The following is a 20,619-nucleotide window of genomic DNA, read 5'->3' as shown; positions in this document are numbered from 1 at the left end:
GATCGGGAGCAAAAAAAAACCCTGACGATCGGGGGAGAGGCCAGGGCAATGCATAATCCATAGAATGAGGAATGTCTCATCGTGAGAAAGCATACCCCATAACCATCGATCCCCTCTATGCGTAGAAACGGCTAGTCGGTTTCGGTTTATACCTACAGAAGGTCTTTTTTATCGCTGAAATTTGCGGTGCCCAGCTACAATCTCGGAGCCGGGCGATATACTGTAGCGATGAGATCACCGGAGTAGATGATGTTTCGCATTGGCGTACTGGGTTCAGCCTTCGATCCCCCAACACGAGGGCATATTGATGTGCTGCAACAGGCAGCTGCGTTTTTTGACTGCATATTACTGGTCCCCAGTGCCCGCCACCCATTTGGCAAACGTTGCGCGCCGCTGCATCACCGGGTCGCCATGCTCGAAGCGATCTGTTCAAACCTGAAGCTGGCCTGCGAACTTAGAATTTCCACTCTGGAACAGGAGATGTGCGAAGACTCCGAACGCCCGGTCTACACCTACGACCTGCTCGAAACCCTTGAGCAAAAACTGTCTGCCGACCACCCTGGCCTCCAATTAAGCTTTATTCGGGGCCCCGACAATGCCCGACCAGAAATCTGGTCAAAGTTTCATCGCGCGGAGGAGATAGAGCAGCGCTGGCCCCTGTTTACCGCCGAGGAGCGTGTTCCTGTGCGCAGCTCTGCCGTAAGGGCGTTACTTAACAAAACACCGGAGCAACCGCTTTTGCGCCAACTGGTCACCGATGAGGTCGCCGCTTACATCGCCACCAAACGGCTCTATCTTCCCTCCCGGTTAGAGCGCACGCCCTCTTTTGGTTACGACGATGTACGGGTCAAGGAACGCGAGCGCTGTTACGATGGCTTTTTCAAAATGGACCGCTACCAACTCCAGCACCGCCGCTTCGATGGCGGCTGGACGCCTGTGTTGAGCAGGGAGCTTTTCTGTCGTACCAAAGCGGTGGCGGTACTACCAGTGGACCTCAAGCGGAACGAAGTCGTTCTGGTCGAGCAGTTTCGTATCGGTGCCTTTGCGGCGGGCCTTGCCCCCTGGATGCTGGAGATTGTCGCCGGCATTTTGGAACAGGGGGAGAGCCCCGAACAGCTGGTTCGGCGTGAAGCCCGGGAGGAAGCAGGGCTGGAGGTTGGCGAGCTGATCCCTATCTGCGAATACCTGCCCAGTCCCGGAGGAAGCTCTGAGGAGTTACAGGTCTTTTGCGGACTGGTCGACTCCTCGGCGGCCGGAGGGCTGCACGGACTGGAGGAGGAGGGTGAAGATATCCGGGTCCACGCGGTTACGATAGAGCAAGCGATAGCGCTGCTGGGAGCGGGAGAGTTGAACAATGCCGCCACCATCATCGCCCTGCAGTGGCTGCAACTAAACCTCGAACGTTTGCGTGAGGAGTACCGCTGATGCGAATCGCCCCTGTTTTCGCACTACTGCTGGCGGCTCTGTTAAGCGCGAGCTGTAGCAGTCACACCCCACGGCTGGAGCCCGCTGCACAATGGGTGCTGATGCCCATAACAAACTACAGTAAAGACGAGCAGGCCCCGATCCAACTGGCCAGCATGGTCAGCGATGCGATGGCAGGGCTCGGGATTACAGACCTGCCACAGATGCCGGAAACCGACACCCAGGGATCAACGCCACAGCTGCACCAGGCCCACCGCCAGCAGCAAGCCCTGCAGTGGGCCGCCCAGCGTAATGCGGATTATCGCGTACAGGGCAGCGTCAGCGTCTGGGGCATCAACTCTCAGGGTCGGGCGGAGGTTGAGGTGGGGCTTGAAGTCATTCAGCAAGCCGACGGCGCGCCGCTATGGCAAACCCGGATCGCCGCCGCAGGACGCCGCGGTGAAAGCCCAGCTGAACTCGCCCGCCGCCTGGTCGGCGATGGACTGAGCTCGCTGCCGCTGGACCGCTAATCCTCGGTGCACACCCGGTTACGACCCTGCTCCTTGGCACGATAAAGGGCTTTGTCCGCACGCTCAAATGCCGTCGCCACGGTATCACCTTCCCGTAGCTCGGCAACCCCAAACGAGGCGGTGATGGTCAGGGCATCCGACTTGTAGTGCAGTGGCGTCGTCTCAATGGCAACTCGAACCTTCTCGGCCACCGCCTGCCCCTCATTGAGGGTTGTATTGGGCATCAGGATAACAAACTCCTCGCCGCCGTAGCGCGCGATAAAATCCACCTCACGCAGGTTTTTCTGGAGCTGCCGAGCAAAGATACGCAGCAGTTTGTCCCCAGCCAGATGACCAAAACGATCATTGACGCTCTTGAACAGATCAATATCCGCTACCGCAAACACCAGAGACTCCCGGTATCGCTTCCAGCGGGCATACTCGCTCTCCACCCTGGACTCGTAGGCCAACCGGTTGGGCAGGCCGGTGAGGCGATCTCGGGTCGCCCGAGCGCGCTCTTTGGAGAGGTTGGCCTTCAACTGCACAGTCTCCTGCTCCATCTGCTGCATGCGGCTGGTCAACTGCTCCAGCTTATGCCCCTGGTCGCTGCTCTCGGTCTCCCGCTGGTGCTCTTCGATCGTTTGTAGAATGGTGTCGAGGCGCTCGCCCACATCTACCTTGAGCAGCTCCAGGTCTGTCGCCTCTTTTACCGATCGCTGCAAATGGTCAATTCCCGCTCGCAAGCTGGCGTCCAGTCGCTCATTGCTACCCTGGGCTTGCTCCATCCCTTCGCGAACCAATCCAGCCCGCGCCTGAAAATCGGCCAGACGGTCGTGCATCACCTTCAGGTAGTTCTCAAATTCGTCCCGGGTCTGGCCAACCGTAGCCAGCACAATGCGATTGAGGCTTTCCAAATTGGGGACCAATTCATACCAGGTAATACCGCCATCGATATTACGCTTGAGCGAATAGGTCTCCTGCTCCACTCGATCCGACACCGGCAGCTGGCCCAGCAGCTCCATCAAGGTAGACCCTACATGGCGCGACAGGTGCGAGAAATCAAGATCCGTTTTGCTTTCGGGCGCCGACTCGGCGGTAGCTACGGGGGTCGTTTCCGGCTCTTCTGCTGCCGCCGACGGAGTTTCATCCTCGGTCCCTGCGGGCATTTGCTCCGCCGTTGCCGGTGTCTCATCGGGCTCCGCCTCAAAGAGGTCCATTGAGGTATCCGACTCCAGGGGATCGGCCCCCTCCTCTGCAGTAGCGTCGCGCTCCGTTACCGGCTCCGCATTTCCATTATTGCCTCCGAGTAATCGACGCCAGAAAGGTTGCTCTTCACTCTCGGGCTCGGCGCTTGCCAGCTGCATCAGCACGTCACGCTGATGGCCTGCCAGCTGGGTCAGGATCGGTGGTAGGTCAACATAGCCCTTAAGGCCCTTCGCCAGTGCTTTTCCCTCTTTGGATAAGCGCTTTTGCAAGGCTCGATCCACATCACAATTTTTCAGCTGCTCCAACAGTAATGCCAAACAATCCCGCAACTGATCGAGGTCCTTGCGCTCGAGCACCACTCCCGCGCGCTCCTGAACCCTCTCTACCATCGGCCCCAGGTTCAGGTTTTCGGTTTCCCCCCGCAGCTGGTCAGCCAGTGCCTTGATGCGCAGATCAAGCTCACTGTCGATGCCTCGGCAAACCAGCATGACCACCAGCAGGGTCTTTCGCAACTGGTCGACGCGCTGCTGCATCGCCTTCTCGATGCTATCGCGCTCATCGAGGCTTTTCAGGTATTTATTACGCCAGCGATCGTCACTGCCATTGTTCTCGTCTATCACTGAAACCTACTCTCCGTGTTGATCTTTATCGCTGCGCCCTAGTATGGCACTTTCAGGGGATTCTAGCTGCTCGACGGTAGCGATTGCCAATCAAGCAAGGGGCGGGGCGGTCAAGCGCAGCTCAAGGGCAATCGGAAGGTGGTCCGAGAGGGGGAATTCCAGAACATCCACTTTGTCGACCCGCACGCCAGGGCTGACCAGTATGTGGTCAAGATCTCGTGTTGGACGCCAGCTGGGGAACGTAGGCATGCCATTGTGAGCCGCCACTAATCCTGATCCATCAAGGGGAGAGCGCTCCAACAAAGCCGCTACCCGGGTATTCATATCGCCCATCAGCACCGTATGGGTCGCATCACACATTAGCTCCCGCACATAGCCCAGCTGTCGGTTTCGACTGCGCCGGCTAAGGGACAGGTGCATCATAACCACCAGCAGTTGCGCGCCATCGATACGATAACGGCTTACGATCGCCCCTCGCCCCGGGATCAACCCGGGCAGCTTGTGATCCTCCAGGCTTTCCGGTACCAGCCGGCTGAGCAGCCCATTACTGTGCTGGGCCAGACGCCCCATATTGCGGTTGAGCTGCTGGTACCAGTAGGGAAAGCCGCCATGCTGAGCCAGATACTCTATCTGGTTAACATACCCACTACGTAAACTGCCACCGTCGACCTCCTGCAGGGCCACCAGATCGTATTGACGCAACATCAATGCGATCTGCTGTAGTGAGTCCAAACGCTGACTATGGGGCAACAGATGCTGCCAGCAGCGGGTAACGTAGTGGCGGTAGCGCTCGGTGCGATTACCCACCTGCACATTAAAGCTCAGTACCCGAAGCGGAGTATCTTCACCATAATCGAGGGGGGAGTATGGGGGGGGTACACGGATAGGTTGACCACGGCTTGCACCGCCGTGGAATTGAGCGAAGGGATTGGTGACCCCCATTTTGTACCCTCCCCAGAACGAAGAAGAGGGCCGCAGCCCTCTCCCTGTGATCTATTGACGGGCTTTTAGCTCCCGATCCACCAGATAGGATGCAACTTCTAGCATCTTGGCGTTGCTGCCGGCGGTTTGTCCGGTAACCCGATACTTACCATTAACAATAATAGCCGGTACACCACGAATCTGGTATCCACGCGCCTTCGAATAGGCTTGCTGCATCTGGTTCTTAACGCCGAAGGAGTTGTATGCGCTATTGAACTGGTCGGCGGTGATACCGTAAGGCTTCAGGAATGCCGCCATCGCTTCGGGGGTCGCGAGCTGGTTACCCATCTGGTGATAGGCATCAAAAATCGCTACGTCAACCTCTTCGCCGAGCTTCAAGGCCCTCACGGTGTAAAACAGCTGGGCATGGGTTTTCCAGATATTGGAGAACATCGCCGGTGTCTTGGTGAAATAGGACCCCTCGGGCATATTCTTGCTCCACGGCAAAATCAGCGGCTCTAAGTTGTAGCAATGGGGACAGCCATACCAGAACATCTCATTGACCTCTACCTGGTCACGATTCAGGGTCGGTACTGCCTGTGGCAAGCGCTCGTAATGCACTCCTTCCTGGAAGGTTTCGGCGCTCGCCATCAGGGGTAAACAGCAGAGTATCAGCAACACTCGGCGCAGCAACTTGGTCATCAACTAGCTCCTTGAAAACAGCAAATAAGAATGGGCGACAGTGTCGCAAAAAAATCATCGGTGGTGAACCCGAATCCGGACGGGCGGTACAAACTGTTGACCCGCATGCCCACAAGGGCGACGAGGTGGTCACCAGCCTGCGTTCGATGATACCGCAGTATAAGACCCGGAAAGCACCAAAAAGTGCCTCTTATCTCCCTCCGACAGGTCCGGCCAGGTTGTAGCAAGCATAAAAAAAGGTGGCCGCAGCCACCTTTTTGATCGAGCTCGGCAGTTTAACGCAGACCTTCGATAAAGCTGGCAACTGCATCCACCTCTTTATTGCTCAGCTTCTCGGCAATATCACGCATGATACGAGTGTCGCCGTCGTTCGTACGCTCACCTTCACGGAAGGCGCGCAGCTGCTTGGCGGTGTAAGCGGCTTTCTGACCACTCAACGCAGGGAAACCGGCAAGATCATTGCCCTGGCCCGTGGGCGAATGACACGCGTTACACGCGGGCGTTCCCTTGCTGAGGTTACCACCGCGGTAAATGGACTCACCCAAAGCAACCAGGGCGGGGTCGGCCGCGCCGGTAGCGGGCGCCTTGGCAGAGAAGTAAGCCGCAATATCGGCAAGATCCTGATCGGAGAGAGCATTCAACATGCCGGTCATCTCAACCACAACGCGATCACCGGACTTGATATCCTGCATCTGCTTCACCAGATAACGTTCACCCTGAGCAGCAAGGTTTGGGAAAGTAGGCGCTGCGCTTACCCCCTCTACACCATGGCAGGCTCCACAAAGGGCCGCTTTGGCCTGGCCCGCGGTGGCGTCACCAGCGGCTTGTACAACGGTAGAGACCCCCAAGGTCAACATCAGACTTACAATCAGTTTTTTCATCGGCTTACCCAGTTATGCATTCGTAAAATTAAAAAACTTGGATCTCTGTAGCCAGAGCCCTCGGGCCTCCTGCTGCAGAAACGCGTCCCCTCGCGTCAGGCACTGCGACCAAGTCTCTGGCTGTTTGCAGTTGCCTATGGTAAAAACCGCGCCATTATATACCAACAGTAAAAAAAACGTTAATTAGAGGCGGCAATCATGGCTGACAGTCCAGAGAATACCCTAGCGGCACCCGATTATAAGGCCGCGAGCTACATTAAAAGCTCGCCTACCCTTGCCCTGTGCCCGCCCGACCAGGGGCTGGAAGTTGCCTTTGCTGGCCGGTCCAATGCGGGGAAAAGCAGCGCCCTCAACGCCCTCACCGACTCCAGTAAGCTGGCTCGGACCAGCAAAACTCCGGGGCGCACCCAGATGCTCAACTTTTTCGGGCTGGATCAATATCGCCGCCTGGTCGATCTTCCCGGCTACGGCTATGCCAAGGTACCCGAGGCGATGAAAATAAAATGGCAAAAGCATTTGGACGAATACCTGAGCGGACGCCAGAGTCTATGTGGCATCGTGCTGTTGATGGATATTCGACACCCCCTGAAGGAGTTTGACCTCACCCTGCTGAACTGGGCCAATAGCTGTCAGCTGCCCGCCCACATCCTGCTGACCAAAGCGGACAAGCTCAAGTACGGCGCTGCGCAGAAAGTGCTGATGGCGGTGCGCCAGCACTGTAAGGCGATGCCCTCCGTCAGCGTGCAGTGTTTTTCAGCGCCAAAGGGTACCGGCATCACCGACCTCACCCGCCAACTCAATCTTTGGTTCGGAGCCGCGTTCGAGCGGGATGATGTGAGCGCTGACCAGGAGGCTAGCGGGGAGGCCTGATCATCATCTAGTGGGCCTCCTCCCAGTTCAACCCTTCACCGACCTCCACCAGCAGTTCGACATCCAGCGACGCGGCGCCCACCATCAGCTCGATGAGATGCGTCCGCACCTCATCCAGCTGGTGCTCGGCCACCTCCAGTACCAGTTCATCGTGTACCTGCATAATGATGGAGGCGTCCAGCTCGCTACCCTGTAACCAGCGATCAACGTCGATCATGGCCCGCTTGATTATGTCCGCAGCCGTCCCCTGCATGGGTGCATTGATCGCTGTACGCTCCGCCGCCTGGCGACGCATACCATTGCGGGAATTGATCTCCGGCAGATAGAGCCTGCGCCCCATTAAGGTTTCAACATAACCCTGCTCATGGGCCTGCTCACGGGTGCGCTCCATATAGGCGAGAACTCCGGGGTAGCGCTCAAAGTAGAGGTCGATATATTCCTGCGCCGACTTGCGCGATATCCCCAACTGCTTGGCCAGGCCAAAGGCCGACATGCCGTAGATCAATCCAAAATTGATCGCCTTGGCACTGCGTCGCTGCTCGGTAGTCACCGCATCGAGGGGAAGACCAAACACTTCGGCGGCGGTCGCCTTGTGAACATCAAGGCCTTCGCTGAACGCCTTGATCAAACCTGTGTCCGCGGACAGGTGGGCCATAATGCGCAACTCTATCTGGGAGTAATCCGCCGCCAACAGGCGATAGCCTTGGGGGGCCACAAACGCCTGACGAATCCTGCGTCCCTCCTCGCTGCGCACGGGAATATTCTGCAAGTTAGGGTCCGACGAGGAGAGGCGGCCGGTCGCGGTGACGGCCTGATGGTAGGAGGTGTGCACACGCCCGGTGCCCCGATCGATCTGCTGCGGCAGCTTGTCTGTATAGGTGGATTTTAGTTTGGATAGTCCCCGGTGCTCCATGATCACCTTCGGTAGGGGGTAATCCAATGCCAGCTCCTGCAGGATCGGCTCCGCCGTCGATGGCTGGCCCTTTGGGGTCTTTTTGATCACCGGCAAACCCAGCTTCTCAAAAAATATCTGCTGCAACTGCTTGGGGGAGCCGAGGTTGAACTCCTCACCCGCCAGCTCCCAGGCCTGTGCTTCGAGCTCGTCGAGACGACGACCAATCTCTTCGCTTTGCTGTTGCAATAGCCAGGGATCGATCAAGGCACCGCAGCGTTCGGTACGCGACAGCGCCGAGAGTAATGGCAGCTCCAACGACCGATAGAGCTCGGCCAGTTTGGGCTCCGCCTCCAGGCGAGGCCAAAGCACCTGATGCAACCGCAAGGTGATGTCGGCGTCTTCCGCCGCATAGGGGCCTGCCACCTCTAGCTCGACCTCATCAAAACATTTTTGTTTGGCACCTTTACCGGCGACCTCCTCGAAGGTGGTGGTGCGGATGCCGAGGTGATTACCGGCGAGGGTATCCATATCGTGCCGACTCGCTACCGAGTCGAGCACATAGGACTGCAGCATGGTGTCATGGGCAACGCCCCGCAGAACGATACCGGCCCGCGCTAGCACGCTCATGTCGTACTTCAGGTTCTGGCCTACCTTTAGCCGCTGCGGATCTTCCAGCAGGGGCTTGAGGTGAGCCAACACCCAGTCAGCCTCCAGCTGCGGTGGGCACCCCAGATACCGGTGAGCAAGGGGAACGTAGGCCGCCTCTCCCGGCTCAATCGCGAAGGAGACGCCGACAATATCCGCCTGCATATAATCCAGGCTCGTAGTTTCCGTATCGAAAGCAAACAGTTCGGCGGTCTGCAAGCGCTCCAGCCACGCCAGGAAAGCCTCACGATCGGTGACCAGCTGGTAGTCAACGGCGGGTTGTGTGTCGACGGGAGAGGGGGTGAGGCTATCTCCCGTCTTTTCCAGCTCCTCTACCCAACCCCGAAACTCCTGCTCGCGGTATATGTCCAGCAACTGCTCGCGATCGGGCTCAGTCGCCACCAGAGACTCGACACCCAGCTCCAGCTCTACATCGCACTTTATGGTCGCCAGCTGGTATGAGAGCCTCGCAAGTGCTTCGTGCTCTGCCATTTTTGCAGGAAGGGTTTTGGCGCCGCGAAAGCCCAATTCAGGGATTTTATCCAGCTCCGTGTAGATCTGTTCCAGACTGCCCAACCCCTGTAGCAGGGCCAGGGCGGTTTTTTGCCCGACTCCAGGCACCCCTGGAATGTTATCGACGCTGTCGCCCATCAGTGCCAGGTAATCGATGATCAAATCGGGGCCGATACCAAATTTTTCCCGCACCCCTTCCACGTCCATACGGGTATCGGTCATGGTGTTGATCAGGCTGATATGCTGATTCACCAGCTGCGCCATATCCTTGTCACCGGTTGAGATGACGGTGTCGATTCCCGCTGCGGTAGCCTGGGCGGCCAGGGTGCCGATCACATCATCGGCCTCCACCCCCGCAACACTGAGGAGCGGCAGCCCAAGGGCGCGGATAATGCGGTGAATGGGTTCAATCTGCACCCGCAAATCATCCGGCATGGGAGGGCGATGGGCCTTGTATTCCGGATAGACGTCATTGCGAAATGTCGGCCCTTTGGCGTCGAACACCACCGCAAGCTGACTAGCAGGGTAATCCGCCTGCAACCGGCGCAGCATACTGATCACCCCCTTTACCGCACCGGTGGGTTGCCCCCGAGAGTTATTTAGCGGGGGCAGGGCGTGAAACGCCCGGAACAGATAGGAGGAGCCATCAACCAGCACCAGGGGTGCAGGAGCAGTTTCTTTCGTCATGAAGCAGCACTTTTGTTAGGGTGGCGTTACAATGAACTCAGGGTGAGCAGAGCCATCGGCTTACCCATTCTACCTGATCGTTTTCCGAGGATACTAATGAGACGTTTGCTGCTGGCATCACTGCTGACCGTTTCCACCAGCCTGTTTGGCACCCTGACGCTCGCTGAAGAGCGCGGTGAAATTCGCCCAAACACTGAGGTGACCATCCATGAGCAGAAAGACAAAACCATTTACGAATACAGCAACAATGGTTTCGTCTATGCCTACAAAGTGGTCCCCAAAGCCGGTGGTAAGGCCTACTACCTGGTCGCTGCCGACAATGAGGGGAACTTCTTTCGCACCGATGACGTAGGTGCACTCACGCCCAATCGCATGGCGATTCCGTCCTGGAAAATTATTGAGTGGTAACCCGGGTGCAGTCGGCGATCGCCTCGATCATCTGGCGCTGGTGAAGGAGATACCCGTCGGCGCTGGGGGGGATGTTACCGGCGAGAGGGTCCAGCTCACCCAGCTCCACATCGAGCCCCTTTAACAGGCGAACAACCATTGCCGACTGAAACTGGGGTTCGGAAAACAGACAGCTACTGCCCGCACGCTCGAGACGCTCGCGCAGCTCCAGCAGGTGACGGGTGCCCGGCTGCATCTCGGGACTCAGGGTGATGGCTCCCGCTATCTCGATACCATAGAACGACTCCAGCCCTCCATACGCATCATGAAATACGAACAGGCTTCGTACCACGCGAGCCTGCAGACGCGCCCGGTTAGCCTCAATCACGGTGGCAAGCCCCTGCTCAAAACGCTGCAGATTCTCCCGATATCGCTCACCATTGGCGGGGTCACGCTCCCCCAGCACTCGCGCCATCCGCTGCGCAATCAGACGCCCCTCGCTCGGGTCCAGCCAGAGGTGAAGGTCCTCCTCGCCGTGCTCATGGCTGTGCTCATGGCTGTGCTCATGGCCATGAGCATCCACCGCGTCGTGCCCGGAAGCCTCCGAGGCGGCGGAATCCAGAAACTGCTGCACAGCCACCGTATCGGGGAGGTTGGTGACCAGTTTTTGCAAGTAAGGCTCCATCGCGGGCCCCATCCAAAACACCACATCAGCGTTGCTCAACCTTGCAAGATCCGAGGGGCGCAGGGTAAACCCATGAGGCGATGCGCCCACCGGCACCAGGAGTTCTGGCTCACTTACGCCGTCAGTGATTGCGGCTGCAATCAACTGCAAAGGCTTGATCGAAGCCATTACCCGTAACGGAGATTCATCAGCATTGGCCGCCGACACTGCCGGCGCCAACGCGCAGAGAGAGATAAAAAGAAAACGCCACATAGAGAAACTCGTTAGATATTAGGGGGGCATTGGAAAAGAGATGTTATATAATAACAAAATGTACTTTGCCGGAACAGTCTCATGACCACACTCTCGTCAACGGCACCACTGGGCTGCGCGCCCCATAACCACCAACACTGTATCGATGACGCACTGCGCACCGCCCGCCAGCGATGCATCCAGCGGGGTGCCCGACTCACACCGCTGCGCGCGCGGGTTCTGGAACTGGTATGGCAAAGCCACAGCCCCCTCGGCGCCTACCAGATTCTGGAACGCCTCTGTCGCGAAGATGGCCGTCGCTCAGCTCCGCCAACGGTCTATCGGGCACTGGAGTTCCTGCAAGAACATGGGCTGGTCCACCGACTCGCCTCACTAAACGCGTTTATCGGTTGCCCCTTTCCAGACAGATCCCACGAGGGGTATTTCATGATCTGCAACCAGTGTTCGGTAGCGATCGAGATCCACACCGGGGATCTGCAACAGCAGATCAACCGCATAGCGGCCTCTAACGGATTTACCGTAGAGCAAGCCATGGTAGAGGTCTCCGGATGCTGCCCCCGCTGCCGAGATGCTGGAGCCACAGCATGAGTAAACCCTTACTTCAGGTACAGGATATCTGTTTTAGTCGTCAGCAACGGTGCCTGCTGGACAAGATCAGCTTTGAGGTTAATCCGGGTGAAATCGTTACCCTGATCGGCCCCAACGGAGCGGGCAAGACAACGCTGGTACGAATTATCCTCGGGTTAATCAAGGCGGATAGCGGGCACTGCGTGAAGCTGTCCGGGCTACGTATCGGGTATATGCCACAAAAGCTGCATATCGAACCCACCTTCCCCCTCACCACCGAGGGTTTTTTGCGCCTCAATGGTAAACCCTCCCCCGCAGAGGTCGACGGGGCCCTCCAGCGCGTCGGCATCTCCAGGCTGGCTAAGCGGCGCTTGCAAAAGCTATCGGGCGGTGAGATGCAGCGCGTGCTCCTGTCCCGGGCACTGCTGCAAAATCCCCAGCTACTGGTACTCGATGAGCCCGTACAGGGGGTCGATATTAATGGACAACGGGAGCTGTACAGCCTCATCCGCTCGCTTCGTGACGAGACCGGGTGCGCAGTGCTGATGATCTCCCACGACCTGCATCTGGTGATGGCCGCGACGGATAACGTAATCTGCCTCAACCAGCACGTCTGCTGCTCGGGTCACCCCGACCATGTCAGTAATCACCCCGCCTACCTCGAGCTGTTTGGCGACAACCAGCGGGAGTTCGCACTCTACACCCACCACCATGACCATGACCACAGCATCAGTGGCAAGGTCGTACCCTGCGGGGATGACCATGTTTGAGTTTCTGATCTATGCGCTTTTGGCCGGGGTTGGGGTGGCAATTGTTGCTGGCCCGCTGGGATCTTTTATCGTATGGCGACGAATGGCGTACTTTGGCGATACCCTGGCCCACTCTGCGCTGCTGGGTGTAAGCCTTGGATTTCTACTCGACCTGCCGCTGAACCTGGCGGTGGTAATCTGCTGTCTGCTACTGGCGCTGCTGCTGGTAAGTTTGCAGCGTCGGCGCCTGATTGCTACGGACACCTTGCTCGGTATTCTTGCCCACAGCACCTTGTCACTGGGTCTGGTGGCCGTGAGTTTTATGGACAATGTACGGATCGACCTGATGGGCTACCTGTTCGGGGATTTGCTCGCGGTGGGCCCCCAGGATCTGCTATGGATCTACCTTGGGGGTGCCGCCGTACTGGCAACGCTGGTACTGCTATGGCGCCCACTGCTGGCGATCACGGTACACGAAGAGTTGGCCCAGGTAGAGGGGTTAGCGGTGGACTGGATTCGCCTGGTGTTGATGCTGCTTATCGCGCTGGTAATTGCCGTGGCAATGAAGATTGTCGGCGTGCTGTTGATCACCTCACTGATGATCATCCCCGCCGCCGCCGCGCAACGGGTTTCGACCTCGCCGGAACAGATGGCGGTGCGTGCGAGCCTGATTGGCGTTTGTTCGGTCAGTCTGGGGCTGGGCTTTTCCTACCTCGCAGACACCCCGACCGGACCCTCGGTGGTAGTCTGTGCGGCAGCTCTATTTCTGATCACCCTGATGTTGCCTTCGCCCAGAGCGGTAGAGTAAGTTAAACTCCTGCCTCTATAGTGACGCCATGACAATGCCTGCTCGATTATATTTGCCTGCGCTATTAATGCTGGGATTACTAGCGGGATGCGCCTCTCAATCCACGACCACACCTGAACATGCGTCCTCCCCGGTAAGTGCCCAGCCCCCCCTGTCGATAAGCGAACAGATCGAGCGTGATATCGCAAAAAACAGACTTACCACCCCCAAGGGCAACAACGCGATGGAAAAAATTGTGTTGCTGCCGAAGCGGGATCAACAACAGCACTATAAACGACAGGTGGCCCGTCGCTACGTGCAGCTTGCCGAGCTCGAGTTGCAACGCAATAACTACATCAAAGCCAGCAGATATGCCGTTAAAGCCGAAAAGATTGGCGATAATCCACGGGGGCTGGAGCAGGTTCGCCAACGTATTCAAAACTATCAGGAAAAGAGCGTAGTGGTGCCCACTCCCGCGCAAATAGCTCCCCCTAAACCGGTCATGTCGCTCGCCGGCAAGGCCCTACTCGATACCATTCCCATGGAGCAGGCGGAGGTGAGGGAACGCAAATTTGAGCTTCGCTACCGGATCGATCTGGTCATAGAGAAGACCGTCAAGCAGAACGCCCTGGTGGAGCTTACCAGCCAGAATGAGAACGATGCTCGCTGGCTAAGCTCATTGTTGCGTTCCCGTATCAGGCTCAGTCATCCACACTTCGACCTGGTGATATTCTCTACGATCGACCCCGCCCAGGCGCCACAATTTGGCCTGTTTAGCCGCGCGCCCTAAAGTCGCCCGTACACCCACACAGGACTCACTGCTATCGCCACCGTCCCACCCGAAGTTGCGGCACCCTCAGCCTCACGCCCCTGGTTACTCCTGGGGGTACTGGCGCTGGCAGGGGCCGGCCTGTTCTCGCTACTACTGGTGCTATCCCGAACCCCGGTTATTGGAGCCTGGTTTCCCTGGGTGAACTTCTTTCGCACCGCACTGGTTGTGCACGTCAACCTCTCTGTCCTGATCTGGTTCCTCAGTTTTACCGCGTTGTTCTGGAGCCTTGGCGCCCAGACAAAAGGGGCAAGGATCACACGACTCGGCCAACTGTTTTCGTTTGCCGGAACCTTAACGATTGTCACAGCTCCCTTTTTCGGGGCCGGCAACCCCCTGCTGAATAACTACGTCCCGGTTCTGCAACACCCCCTTTTCTATGGCGGACTCCTGCTATTTGGCGCCGGTATCGCCCTGCAAGCGGTGCAGCGTTTGTTCGCAGCTGCCACCCCTGGATTTGGAGCACTATCGCCCGCGTTGCGACTATCTGCGGCCACGGTACTTTTCGCCATGGCGGTGCTGGCTTTTAATGGCTTCCAGCTACCCCGAAACGGGTTGCCGGAAGCCTACTTCGAACTTCTGTTCTGGGGGCCAGGCCATCTGCTGCAATTCAACCACACCCTCCTGATGCTGCTTGCCTGGCTACTGCTGGCAAGTAGCGGAAACCTCCAGGCTCTTCGTTACCCTGGCTGGCTCACCGTATTGGCGGCGATCACCCTGGCTCCGGCACTGGCGGCACTGCCCATTCTGTGGATGTTCGATATTGATTCACTCGATGCACGGCTCGGCTTTACAGAGCTGATGCGTTATGGGGGGCTCGCTTCAATGCCCCTGGCGCTGTACGCACTTAGCCAATGGCGCCGAAGCGACAACCCGCTGTCCGCCGTTGGGCACACCGCGCTTGTCTGCTCTGTGGTGTTGTTTGCCTCAGGGGGCGTATTGGGCTTTATGATCGAGGGGGTCAACGTGGTTATCCCTGCCCACTACCATGGCTCTATCGTCGGGGTGACTCTCGCCTTTATGGGCGTTAGCTATGCCCTGTTGCCCCTGCTGGGGTTTAACATTCCATCCCCTCGGTGGGCTCGCCGCCAGCTGGTTACCTACGCCAGCGGCCAACTGATGCACATTGTCGGATTGGCCTGGTCAGGCGGGTACGGAGTACAACGCAAGACCGCAGGGGCCGCTCAAGGCCTCGATCAACTACCCGAAATTGCCGGTATGGCGCTGATGGGCACCGGCGGACTGGTATCGATCATTGGCGGGCTGATCTACCTGCTGGTCATGCTACAGGCTATGCGACGTTGAGTAATACCTGCATGTAATGATCCAGCAAAAGGGCCGCAAATAGCGCACTGAGGTAGAAGATCGAATAACCAAAGGTCTTCATCGCCAGCTCATCACCGTCGCTGCGATAAAGCGCCCAAGCCTGGAGAATAAAACCAACCCCCAACACCAGGGCCGCCGCCAGATAGATCAAACCGCTCATTTTTACTGCGAACGGCAGCAGGGTCACCGCCAGCAGCATCAGGGTATATATCAACACATTGAGTTTGGTAAAGGCGATGCCATGGGTCACCGGCAACATCGGCAGGCCGGCACGAGCGTAGTCGTCCCGCCTACGGATCGCCAGCGCCCAGAAATGGGGCGGGGTCCAGGTAAATATAATGAGAAACAGCAGGAACGCCTCGACGTTAACCTCCCCTGTAATCGCCGCCCAACCCAGTACCGGAGGGGCCGCTCCTGCGATCCCGCCCAATACAATATTGTGGGGTGTGCGACGCTTTAGATAAACGGTATAGACAACCGCATAACCAATGATGGAAAAGAAACTGAGTATCGCCGTAAGGGCGTTGACCCACACCACCAGTAGCACCATCGATAAGGCGCCCAGCCCGATTGCAAAAGCCAGTGCCTGCCGTGGCGCGATCTCACCCTGGGGCAGGGGTCGCCCCTGGGTTCGCTCCATCACCGCGTCAATACGTTGATCAAACCAGTGGTTAATTGCCGCGCCACTGGCGGCAGCAAGGGCGATGCCTAAACCCCCAATAAAAAAACGATCCAGTGGAACCACTCCCGGTGTGGACAGCAACATACCCACCACCGCAGTGAATAGAATCAAGGCTACCACCTTGGGCTTACAGAGCTCCAGATAGCGACGCCAAAGGCCAGTACTTTGCCTCATCGACAGGGTTTCGGACATGGTGACCTCTCTTTTTTATTCTGGGTGTTTCACCGTCTAGCGACGCGTCGTCAGTTGGTAGTTTAATTTCACAACTACCAGCAATAGTAGTGCAGCGCCCCCGTTATGCGCCACCGCTATCGCCGTGGGCAGGTGCAATAGTACATTACCCACGCCCAGTGATATCTGAACCAGCAGTAACACTAACAGCCACGCCGCCGTAGAACGTAACTCTCCATCCGTGCGCCGTCTCAACAATAACAGGGCCAACAACCCCAGTACCAAAAAGGTGATCAGGGCCCCGGCTCGGTGGGTGACGTGAACCGTAACCGCTGCCTGGTTGGAGAGCACTCCACCCTCGTAATTGGTACCCGTCGGGGCGATTAGCGAGTCCTCTCGCCATAGAGTAAAGGCGCTTTCGAAATCCGTAGGCGGCCACCATTCACCCTGGCAAAGGGGGAGATCCGGACAGTGTAATGCCGCATAATTCGTGCTGGTCCACCCTCCCAGCGCTATCTGACAAAACAGGACAAGCAAGCCCAGGCGAGCCCAGGGGCGCATGCGCTCCCTGCGCCAACCGCTGCTGCGGCTAAATAGCTGCTGGGTATCCCGTTGGCGAAGATAGGCCAGCCATAGTAAAGCAAGGGTCAGCATCCCCATAAGTAAATGCAGGGTGACCACGGTTGGTTTCAGCAGCAGGGTCACCGTCCACATCCCCAGCATCCCCTGCAGGATCACCAACACCACCAAAAGCAGGGGTAAACGCAGCTGTTGTCGCCCCTGTCCACGGTAACGCCAGGCCTGCATGGCAATCCAGACAATCACCAGCCCCAACGCTGCGGCGAGGTAACGGTGGGCCATCTCCTTCCAGGCCTTGGTCGCCTCCAGAGGGCGATCGGGAAATTTTCCATTGGCGGCGGATATATCCGCGGGCGCTACCGGTACCACCAGTTTGCCGTAGCACCCCGGCCAGTCCGGACAACCGAGACCAGCATCCGACAGCCGTACATAAGCGCCGAGAGTGATGACAGAGAGGGCCAACACTACGGCGAATAGCATAAGTCCTACCGACGCTCCTCGTCGGCCCTGAATACTATCCAATGCCAGAAACCTTCAACAGCTTTTGTAGATCCTTAACAATATCCTTGGGGTTTGTTTCGGCGCCGTAGCCGAGGATGACATCGCCCCTGGGGTCGACCACAAAGATTGCGTTTTCCAGTGCTGGCAACTGCCGAGTCAGTGCTCGCTGCACTGGGGCCAGTTGACCTCCTGCATCATCGGTAATCAGCATTCCTTGCCAAAGCTCTGGTTCCAATACAAGCTCTCCGTGCGGCGATGGAAGTACCACCAGAAGACGTTCCACCCGGTCGCGCTCGACCCCCATCGCTTTACGAATCTGACGTAAATGGAACAGGGTTCTTAGGCAGTCATCGCCACAACTGGCAGAGGAAAAGGCGAGCAATATCCATTTTCCCTGAAGACGCTCTGTCTCTATAGGGGGGCTACTTAATCCAGAAAGCTCAAGCGGTGGTATGTGCGGAGCCGGGTTCATCAATACACCATGGTTACTGGTACCAAACTCGGGAACCTCGCCCACAAAAAACCACCAGTAGCTCACAAGATAGGGCAGACCAAACAGCAAAAACATGGCAGGGACAACCCAGAACCTTCCCTTGCGAGGGGGGGGCGTTTGAACCTCGGAGGTCATCAATCGTCACTTCTCTTTTTTATCGTTAGTGATAGGTATGCTGCAACAGAAAACAGTGCAAACACAAGCCAATATAAAAAGTATCCGTAATGCATACCCACCTTTGCATCAAAACTTGACCACTGCCGCTGGTATCCTGATATCGATTCCGGATCAAGATTTAATACCCACGGAAACACCGGCCGCCCCAGCTGACGTTCAAGGTAGGAGAGATCCAGATACTGCCATAACCCGCCGACGTAGAGGTCGGGGCGCGCAAGATCTCCACCCACCAATGGTTTCGATCGTGGCGGCATCAACGCCCCCGTTAGCGCCAGCGGGCTCTGGGGCGTGTCGATTTCTGGCAACGTCTCTCTATGACGAAGTGCCGGGACCCAACCACGGTTCACCAGTATCACCGTCCCCTGATCATCAAGTCCAAAGGCGGTCATAACGTAGAACCCTGGCTTGCCATTGCTGACAATGTTGTCGAGTAAAAAAGTTGAGTCCGCCAGGTAGTGACCTTTAAATGCCAACGGCAAGTGGGCTTCTCCCTCGACGCCATCTAACCGGATAGGCGTTTGAGGAGGCATCGCTTGCATTCGCTCGATACGCTGTTGCAACGCAAGCTTTTGCTGCGCACGATCCCACTGCCAGATCGCGAGGCCACTGAACAGCATCAAGAACAATAAAAAGATGACACTCAGCCACCAAGAAAATGTGAACTGGTATCGACTAATAGTCACCAGCATCATCCCTGATAGCGCCACAGGAATAGGCAGCAAGCGCAAAGATCAGGTACTCTAACATTTGAAACGTCTGCACCGAACGGGGGAAGGGGATGTCACCATGCTGTTTAAGAGCCTGATCGCGATTAATATCCTGCTTATAGTTGCCAGTCTTGCCAGTGGGCTTTTTTTCCTCTCCCGAGACAGTAGCGAAAAAACCCGCGTCGTACGATCACTCACTGTCAGGGTTGTGCTCTCTGTCTCCTTGGTAGTACTTCTTGTTATTGGATACTACACCGGTGCAATCACACCCAATCAGGTGCTATGAAAACACAGTACTGCGACGCCTTTTTTATAGCCAATAGACAAAGAGGTACAGTCCCAGCCATACAAAGTCGACAAAGTGCCAATACCAGGCCACCCCTTCAAATCCAAAATGCTCCTTGGGCGTAAAGTGCCCGCGCAGACTTCGCACCAGGATCACGACCAACATGATGGTACCCATGGTGACATGTAGACCGTGAAAACCGGTTAGCATATAAAACGTCGACCCATATACCCCTGACTTCAGCGTGAGGCCAAGCGCTTCGTATGCATGGATATACTCATACACCTGAAACCCCAAAAAGATACAACCCAGCGCCACGGTTACTGCGAGGCCACCCACCAGATGACCACGACGGTCCGCTTTTAGCCCCCAGTGGGCCCAGGTAATGGTTACACCACTGGTTAACAAAATTATGGTGTTAATTAGCGGAATTCCCATGGGCCCCATCGCCTCCCTGGCCGGCACATATGCCGAATCATCCGGGAGCATTAACAGGGGCCAGACATCACGGAACCCCTCCCACAAAAGATGCGACGAGGCGAGGTGCCCCTCACCGGCCAACGACGGAATAGCGATGGTACGGATATAAAAAAGAGAGCCGAAAAATGCGGCGAAGAAAAACACTTCCGAGGCGATAAACCAGGCCATTGCCTGGCGAAATGAGATATCTACCTGGCCGTTATAACTGCCCGACCTGCTTTCGCGAATAACATCCCCAAACCAACCTGCAAAAAGGTACACCAGTACAGCGAGGCCAAATATCGATACAACAGATCCGGAAGCCACATCGTTTATTGCGAGCACCACGCCGAAGAGGGTGAAAAAAATCCCAACAACAGCAATGATTGGCCACCGGCTCGGCTCGGGCACAAAATAGTGTTCATTGCCTGTGGTCATGCCGTTCTCCTCTCGCTTAACTGCCCTTGGCTTGCTCTACCATGGCCGTTGCGTTTTTTAGCTGACTTCGATTGGTGTCCATCAAGGTATAGGAGAGCGTAATCACCTGATACTCTGGTGGGATCTGTGCATCTACACTAAAGCGCAACCGCATGCGCTTACTTTCACCGGCCTGTAACGGTTGCTGGCTAAAACAAAAACACTCAACTTTCTTCAAATATTCATTGGCTTGCCAGGGGGTAACACTGGGTATTGATTGGGTCACCACATCGATACTGCTCTGGTTGGTGATGATATAGTCCATCTCCATAACCTGCCCTGGCACCACTCGCATTTTTCGGGTCAGAGGCTTCAACTCGAACGGAGCGCCAGCATTAACCGTTGCATCAAATTCCATAGTGACAAAACGAGAAGTATCCACCGGGGCCTGTGACAACGACTCGATGGATACCCGATTACCCTCCGCTGACAAACTATTGATGCCGAGGGCGCCGCAGATCAGCTGATAAAGCGGCGCTAACGCAAAACCAAATGCAAACATTGCCACCACCAGTGCCGACAACAGAACGGCTGTTCGAAAGCGGCGGTTGATGGTCAGGTTATTCATAATCGTTTCCGCTAGTGACTTGCCGACTGCAGCATTAACATCAATGTCGCAACAGAAATCATCAAGGCGACCGAACCCAATGCC

22 protein-coding genes are annotated in these 20,619 nt (G+C 56.8%); 10 read left to right on the top strand and 12 right to left on the bottom strand.

What is annotated here, in order from left to right; genetic code table 11:
* Window positions 1-246 precede the first annotated feature (246 nt).
* Together ACP3PW_RS05005 and ACP3PW_RS05000 are read left to right on the top strand one after the other, a co-directional pair.
* Window positions 247-1,425, top strand: a complete 1,179-nt coding sequence (locus ACP3PW_RS05005; protein WP_426415572.1) for an NUDIX domain-containing protein — start codon at window positions 247-249, stop codon at window positions 1,423-1,425.
* Entirely contained in the window at window positions 1,425-1,934 is a 510-nt protein-coding gene (locus tag ACP3PW_RS05000; RefSeq protein WP_426415571.1) for a hypothetical protein, read from the top strand. The genes ACP3PW_RS05005 and ACP3PW_RS05000 overlap by 1 nt, the downstream gene beginning before the upstream one ends.
* Here ACP3PW_RS05000 and ACP3PW_RS04995 read toward each other — a convergent pair.
* The 4 genes from ACP3PW_RS04995 to ACP3PW_RS04980 all read right to left on the bottom strand — a co-directional run bounded on the left by ACP3PW_RS04995 (window position 1,931) and on the right by ACP3PW_RS04980 (window position 6,243).
* Window positions 1,931-3,739, bottom strand: coding sequence for a diguanylate cyclase (locus tag ACP3PW_RS04995; protein ID WP_426415570.1), 1,809 nt, complete (start codon window positions 3,737-3,739; stop codon window positions 1,931-1,933). The genes ACP3PW_RS05000 and ACP3PW_RS04995 overlap by 4 nt on opposite strands.
* 90 nt (window positions 3,740-3,829) lie before the next feature.
* Window positions 3,830-4,681, bottom strand: a complete 852-nt coding sequence (locus ACP3PW_RS04990) for an endonuclease/exonuclease/phosphatase family protein (protein WP_426415569.1) — start codon at window positions 4,679-4,681, stop codon at window positions 3,830-3,832.
* A gap of 51 nt (window positions 4,682-4,732) precedes the next feature.
* Complete coding sequence (locus ACP3PW_RS04985) at window positions 4,733-5,362, bottom strand: thiol:disulfide interchange protein DsbA/DsbL (RefSeq protein WP_426415568.1); 630 nt, start codon at window positions 5,360-5,362, stop codon at window positions 4,733-4,735.
* Between the two features lie 275 nt (window positions 5,363-5,637).
* Window positions 5,638-6,243 carry a c-type cytochrome gene (locus ACP3PW_RS04980; RefSeq protein WP_426415567.1) on the bottom strand — a complete coding sequence of 202 codons (606 nt, stop codon included), beginning with the start codon at window positions 6,241-6,243 and terminating at the stop codon, window positions 5,638-5,640.
* A gap of 198 nt (window positions 6,244-6,441) precedes the next feature.
* Between ACP3PW_RS04980 and yihA the strand changes: the two genes are divergently transcribed.
* The gene (gene yihA, locus ACP3PW_RS04975; RefSeq protein WP_426415566.1) at window positions 6,442-7,113 is read left to right on the top strand and encodes a ribosome biogenesis GTP-binding protein YihA/YsxC; all 672 of its coding nucleotides are present in this window, start codon (window positions 6,442-6,444) and stop codon (window positions 7,111-7,113) included.
* A gap of 7 nt (window positions 7,114-7,120) precedes the next feature.
* Here the strand turns inward: yihA and polA are convergent, their stop codons facing one another.
* On the bottom strand, window positions 7,121-9,853 hold the full coding sequence (gene polA, locus ACP3PW_RS04970; protein WP_426415565.1) for a DNA polymerase I: 2,733 nt from the start codon (window positions 9,851-9,853) through the stop codon (window positions 7,121-7,123).
* Between the two features lie 96 nt (window positions 9,854-9,949).
* On the opposite strand from polA, the gene ACP3PW_RS04965 reads away from it, so the two are divergent.
* Window positions 9,950-10,261 carry a DUF2782 domain-containing protein gene (locus ACP3PW_RS04965; RefSeq protein ID WP_426415564.1) on the top strand — a complete coding sequence of 104 codons (312 nt, stop codon included), beginning with the start codon at window positions 9,950-9,952 and terminating at the stop codon, window positions 10,259-10,261.
* Here ACP3PW_RS04965 and ACP3PW_RS04960 read toward each other — a convergent pair.
* Window positions 10,248-11,177, bottom strand: a complete 930-nt coding sequence (locus ACP3PW_RS04960) for a zinc ABC transporter substrate-binding protein (protein ID WP_426415563.1) — start codon at window positions 11,175-11,177, stop codon at window positions 10,248-10,250. The two genes, ACP3PW_RS04965 and ACP3PW_RS04960, sit on opposite strands and share 14 nt — an antisense overlap.
* Before the next feature lie 81 nt (window positions 11,178-11,258).
* Here ACP3PW_RS04960 and ACP3PW_RS04955 point away from each other — a divergent pair, with 81 nt between their 5' ends.
* The 5 genes from ACP3PW_RS04955 to ACP3PW_RS04935 all read left to right on the top strand — a co-directional run bounded on the left by ACP3PW_RS04955 (window position 11,259) and on the right by ACP3PW_RS04935 (window position 15,414).
* On the top strand, window positions 11,259-11,765 hold the full coding sequence (locus ACP3PW_RS04955) for a Fur family transcriptional regulator (RefSeq protein ID WP_426415562.1): 507 nt from the start codon (window positions 11,259-11,261) through the stop codon (window positions 11,763-11,765).
* A complete protein-coding gene (gene znuC, locus ACP3PW_RS04950) occupies window positions 11,762-12,514 on the top strand; it encodes a zinc ABC transporter ATP-binding protein ZnuC (protein WP_426415561.1) in 753 nt (250 codons plus the stop codon). The genes ACP3PW_RS04955 and znuC overlap by 4 nt, the downstream gene beginning before the upstream one ends.
* On the top strand, window positions 12,507-13,301 hold the full coding sequence (gene znuB, locus ACP3PW_RS04945; RefSeq protein WP_426415560.1) for a zinc ABC transporter permease subunit ZnuB: 795 nt from the start codon (window positions 12,507-12,509) through the stop codon (window positions 13,299-13,301). The genes znuC and znuB overlap by 8 nt, the downstream gene beginning before the upstream one ends.
* 34 nt (window positions 13,302-13,335) lie before the next feature.
* Window positions 13,336-14,070, top strand: a complete 735-nt coding sequence (locus tag ACP3PW_RS04940; protein WP_426415559.1) for a hypothetical protein — start codon at window positions 13,336-13,338, stop codon at window positions 14,068-14,070.
* A gap of 138 nt (window positions 14,071-14,208) precedes the next feature.
* Entirely contained in the window at window positions 14,209-15,414 is a 1,206-nt protein-coding gene (locus tag ACP3PW_RS04935; protein ID WP_426415558.1) for a hypothetical protein, read from the top strand.
* Here the strand turns inward: ACP3PW_RS04935 and cyoE are convergent.
* The 4 genes from cyoE to ACP3PW_RS04915 are packed head-to-tail and all read right to left on the bottom strand — an operon-like array spanning window position 15,401 to window position 18,721.
* Window positions 15,401-16,309, bottom strand: a complete 909-nt coding sequence (gene cyoE, locus ACP3PW_RS04930; RefSeq protein ID WP_426415557.1) for a heme o synthase — start codon at window positions 16,307-16,309, stop codon at window positions 15,401-15,403. The two genes, ACP3PW_RS04935 and cyoE, sit on opposite strands and share 14 nt — an antisense overlap.
* 36 nt (window positions 16,310-16,345) lie before the next feature.
* Window positions 16,346-17,347, bottom strand: coding sequence for a COX15/CtaA family protein (locus ACP3PW_RS04925; protein ID WP_426415556.1), 1,002 nt, complete (start codon window positions 17,345-17,347; stop codon window positions 16,346-16,348).
* Between the two features lie 34 nt (window positions 17,348-17,381).
* On the bottom strand, window positions 17,382-17,996 hold the full coding sequence (locus ACP3PW_RS04920) for an SCO family protein (protein ID WP_426415555.1): 615 nt from the start codon (window positions 17,994-17,996) through the stop codon (window positions 17,382-17,384).
* Complete coding sequence (locus ACP3PW_RS04915; RefSeq protein ID WP_426415554.1) at window positions 17,996-18,721, bottom strand: SURF1 family protein; 726 nt, start codon at window positions 18,719-18,721, stop codon at window positions 17,996-17,998. The genes ACP3PW_RS04920 and ACP3PW_RS04915 overlap by 1 nt, the downstream gene beginning before the upstream one ends.
* Before the next feature lie 103 nt (window positions 18,722-18,824).
* Here ACP3PW_RS04915 and ACP3PW_RS04910 point away from each other — a divergent pair, with 103 nt between their 5' ends.
* Window positions 18,825-19,031 carry a twin transmembrane helix small protein gene (locus ACP3PW_RS04910; protein ID WP_426415553.1) on the top strand — a complete coding sequence of 69 codons (207 nt, stop codon included), beginning with the start codon at window positions 18,825-18,827 and terminating at the stop codon, window positions 19,029-19,031.
* Between the two features lie 24 nt (window positions 19,032-19,055).
* Here the strand turns inward: ACP3PW_RS04910 and ACP3PW_RS04905 are convergent, their stop codons facing one another.
* Together ACP3PW_RS04905 and ACP3PW_RS04900 are read right to left on the bottom strand one after the other, a co-directional pair.
* Window positions 19,056-19,928 (bottom strand): cytochrome c oxidase subunit 3, encoded by an 873-nt coding sequence (locus tag ACP3PW_RS04905; RefSeq protein WP_426415552.1) that lies wholly within the window; start codon window positions 19,926-19,928, stop codon window positions 19,056-19,058.
* 16 nt (window positions 19,929-19,944) lie between these two features.
* Complete coding sequence (locus ACP3PW_RS04900) at window positions 19,945-20,535, bottom strand: cytochrome c oxidase assembly protein (RefSeq protein ID WP_426415551.1); 591 nt, start codon at window positions 20,533-20,535, stop codon at window positions 19,945-19,947.
* Window positions 20,536-20,619: the final 84 nt, after the last annotated feature.

Origin of the sequence: Aestuariirhabdus sp. LZHN29 (assembly GCF_049985285.1) — a bacterium.
GTDB lineage: Bacteria > Pseudomonadota > Gammaproteobacteria > Pseudomonadales > Aestuariirhabdaceae > Aestuariirhabdus.
Note: the sequence above shows the minus strand (reverse complement) of the source record. Positions and strands in the feature narration are given on the sequence as shown.

Coding starts and splice junctions, on each gene's coding strand:
- ACP3PW_RS05005 (WP_426415572.1), top strand. CDS start 247: ATGATGTTTCGCATTGGCGTACTGGGTTCAGCCTTCGATCCCCCAACA.
- ACP3PW_RS05000 (WP_426415571.1), top strand. CDS start 1,425: ATGCGAATCGCCCCTGTTTTCGCACTACTGCTGGCGGCTCTGTTAAGC.
- ACP3PW_RS04990 (WP_426415569.1), bottom strand. CDS start 4,681: ATGGGGGTCACCAATCCCTTCGCTCAATTCCACGGCGGTGCAAGCCGT.
- ACP3PW_RS04985 (WP_426415568.1), bottom strand. CDS start 5,362: ATGACCAAGTTGCTGCGCCGAGTGTTGCTGATACTCTGCTGTTTACCC.
- ACP3PW_RS04980 (WP_426415567.1), bottom strand. CDS start 6,243: ATGAAAAAACTGATTGTAAGTCTGATGTTGACCTTGGGGGTCTCTACC.
- yihA (WP_426415566.1), top strand. CDS start 6,442: ATGGCTGACAGTCCAGAGAATACCCTAGCGGCACCCGATTATAAGGCC.
- polA (WP_426415565.1), bottom strand. CDS start 9,853: ATGACGAAAGAAACTGCTCCTGCACCCCTGGTGCTGGTTGATGGCTCC.
- ACP3PW_RS04965 (WP_426415564.1), top strand. CDS start 9,950: ATGAGACGTTTGCTGCTGGCATCACTGCTGACCGTTTCCACCAGCCTG.
- ACP3PW_RS04960 (WP_426415563.1), bottom strand. CDS start 11,177: ATGTGGCGTTTTCTTTTTATCTCTCTCTGCGCGTTGGCGCCGGCAGTG.
- ACP3PW_RS04955 (WP_426415562.1), top strand. CDS start 11,259: ATGACCACACTCTCGTCAACGGCACCACTGGGCTGCGCGCCCCATAAC.
- znuC (WP_426415561.1), top strand. CDS start 11,762: ATGAGTAAACCCTTACTTCAGGTACAGGATATCTGTTTTAGTCGTCAG.
- znuB (WP_426415560.1), top strand. CDS start 12,507: ATGTTTGAGTTTCTGATCTATGCGCTTTTGGCCGGGGTTGGGGTGGCA.
- ACP3PW_RS04940 (WP_426415559.1), top strand. CDS start 13,336: ATGCCTGCTCGATTATATTTGCCTGCGCTATTAATGCTGGGATTACTA.
- cyoE (WP_426415557.1), bottom strand. CDS start 16,309: ATGTCCGAAACCCTGTCGATGAGGCAAAGTACTGGCCTTTGGCGTCGC.
- ACP3PW_RS04925 (WP_426415556.1), bottom strand. CDS start 17,347: ATGCTATTCGCCGTAGTGTTGGCCCTCTCTGTCATCACTCTCGGCGCT.
- ACP3PW_RS04920 (WP_426415555.1), bottom strand. CDS start 17,996: ATGACCTCCGAGGTTCAAACGCCCCCCCCTCGCAAGGGAAGGTTCTGG.
- ACP3PW_RS04910 (WP_426415553.1), top strand. CDS start 18,825: ATGCTGTTTAAGAGCCTGATCGCGATTAATATCCTGCTTATAGTTGCC.
- ACP3PW_RS04905 (WP_426415552.1), bottom strand. CDS start 19,928: ATGACCACAGGCAATGAACACTATTTTGTGCCCGAGCCGAGCCGGTGG.
- ACP3PW_RS04900 (WP_426415551.1), bottom strand. CDS start 20,535: ATGAATAACCTGACCATCAACCGCCGCTTTCGAACAGCCGTTCTGTTG.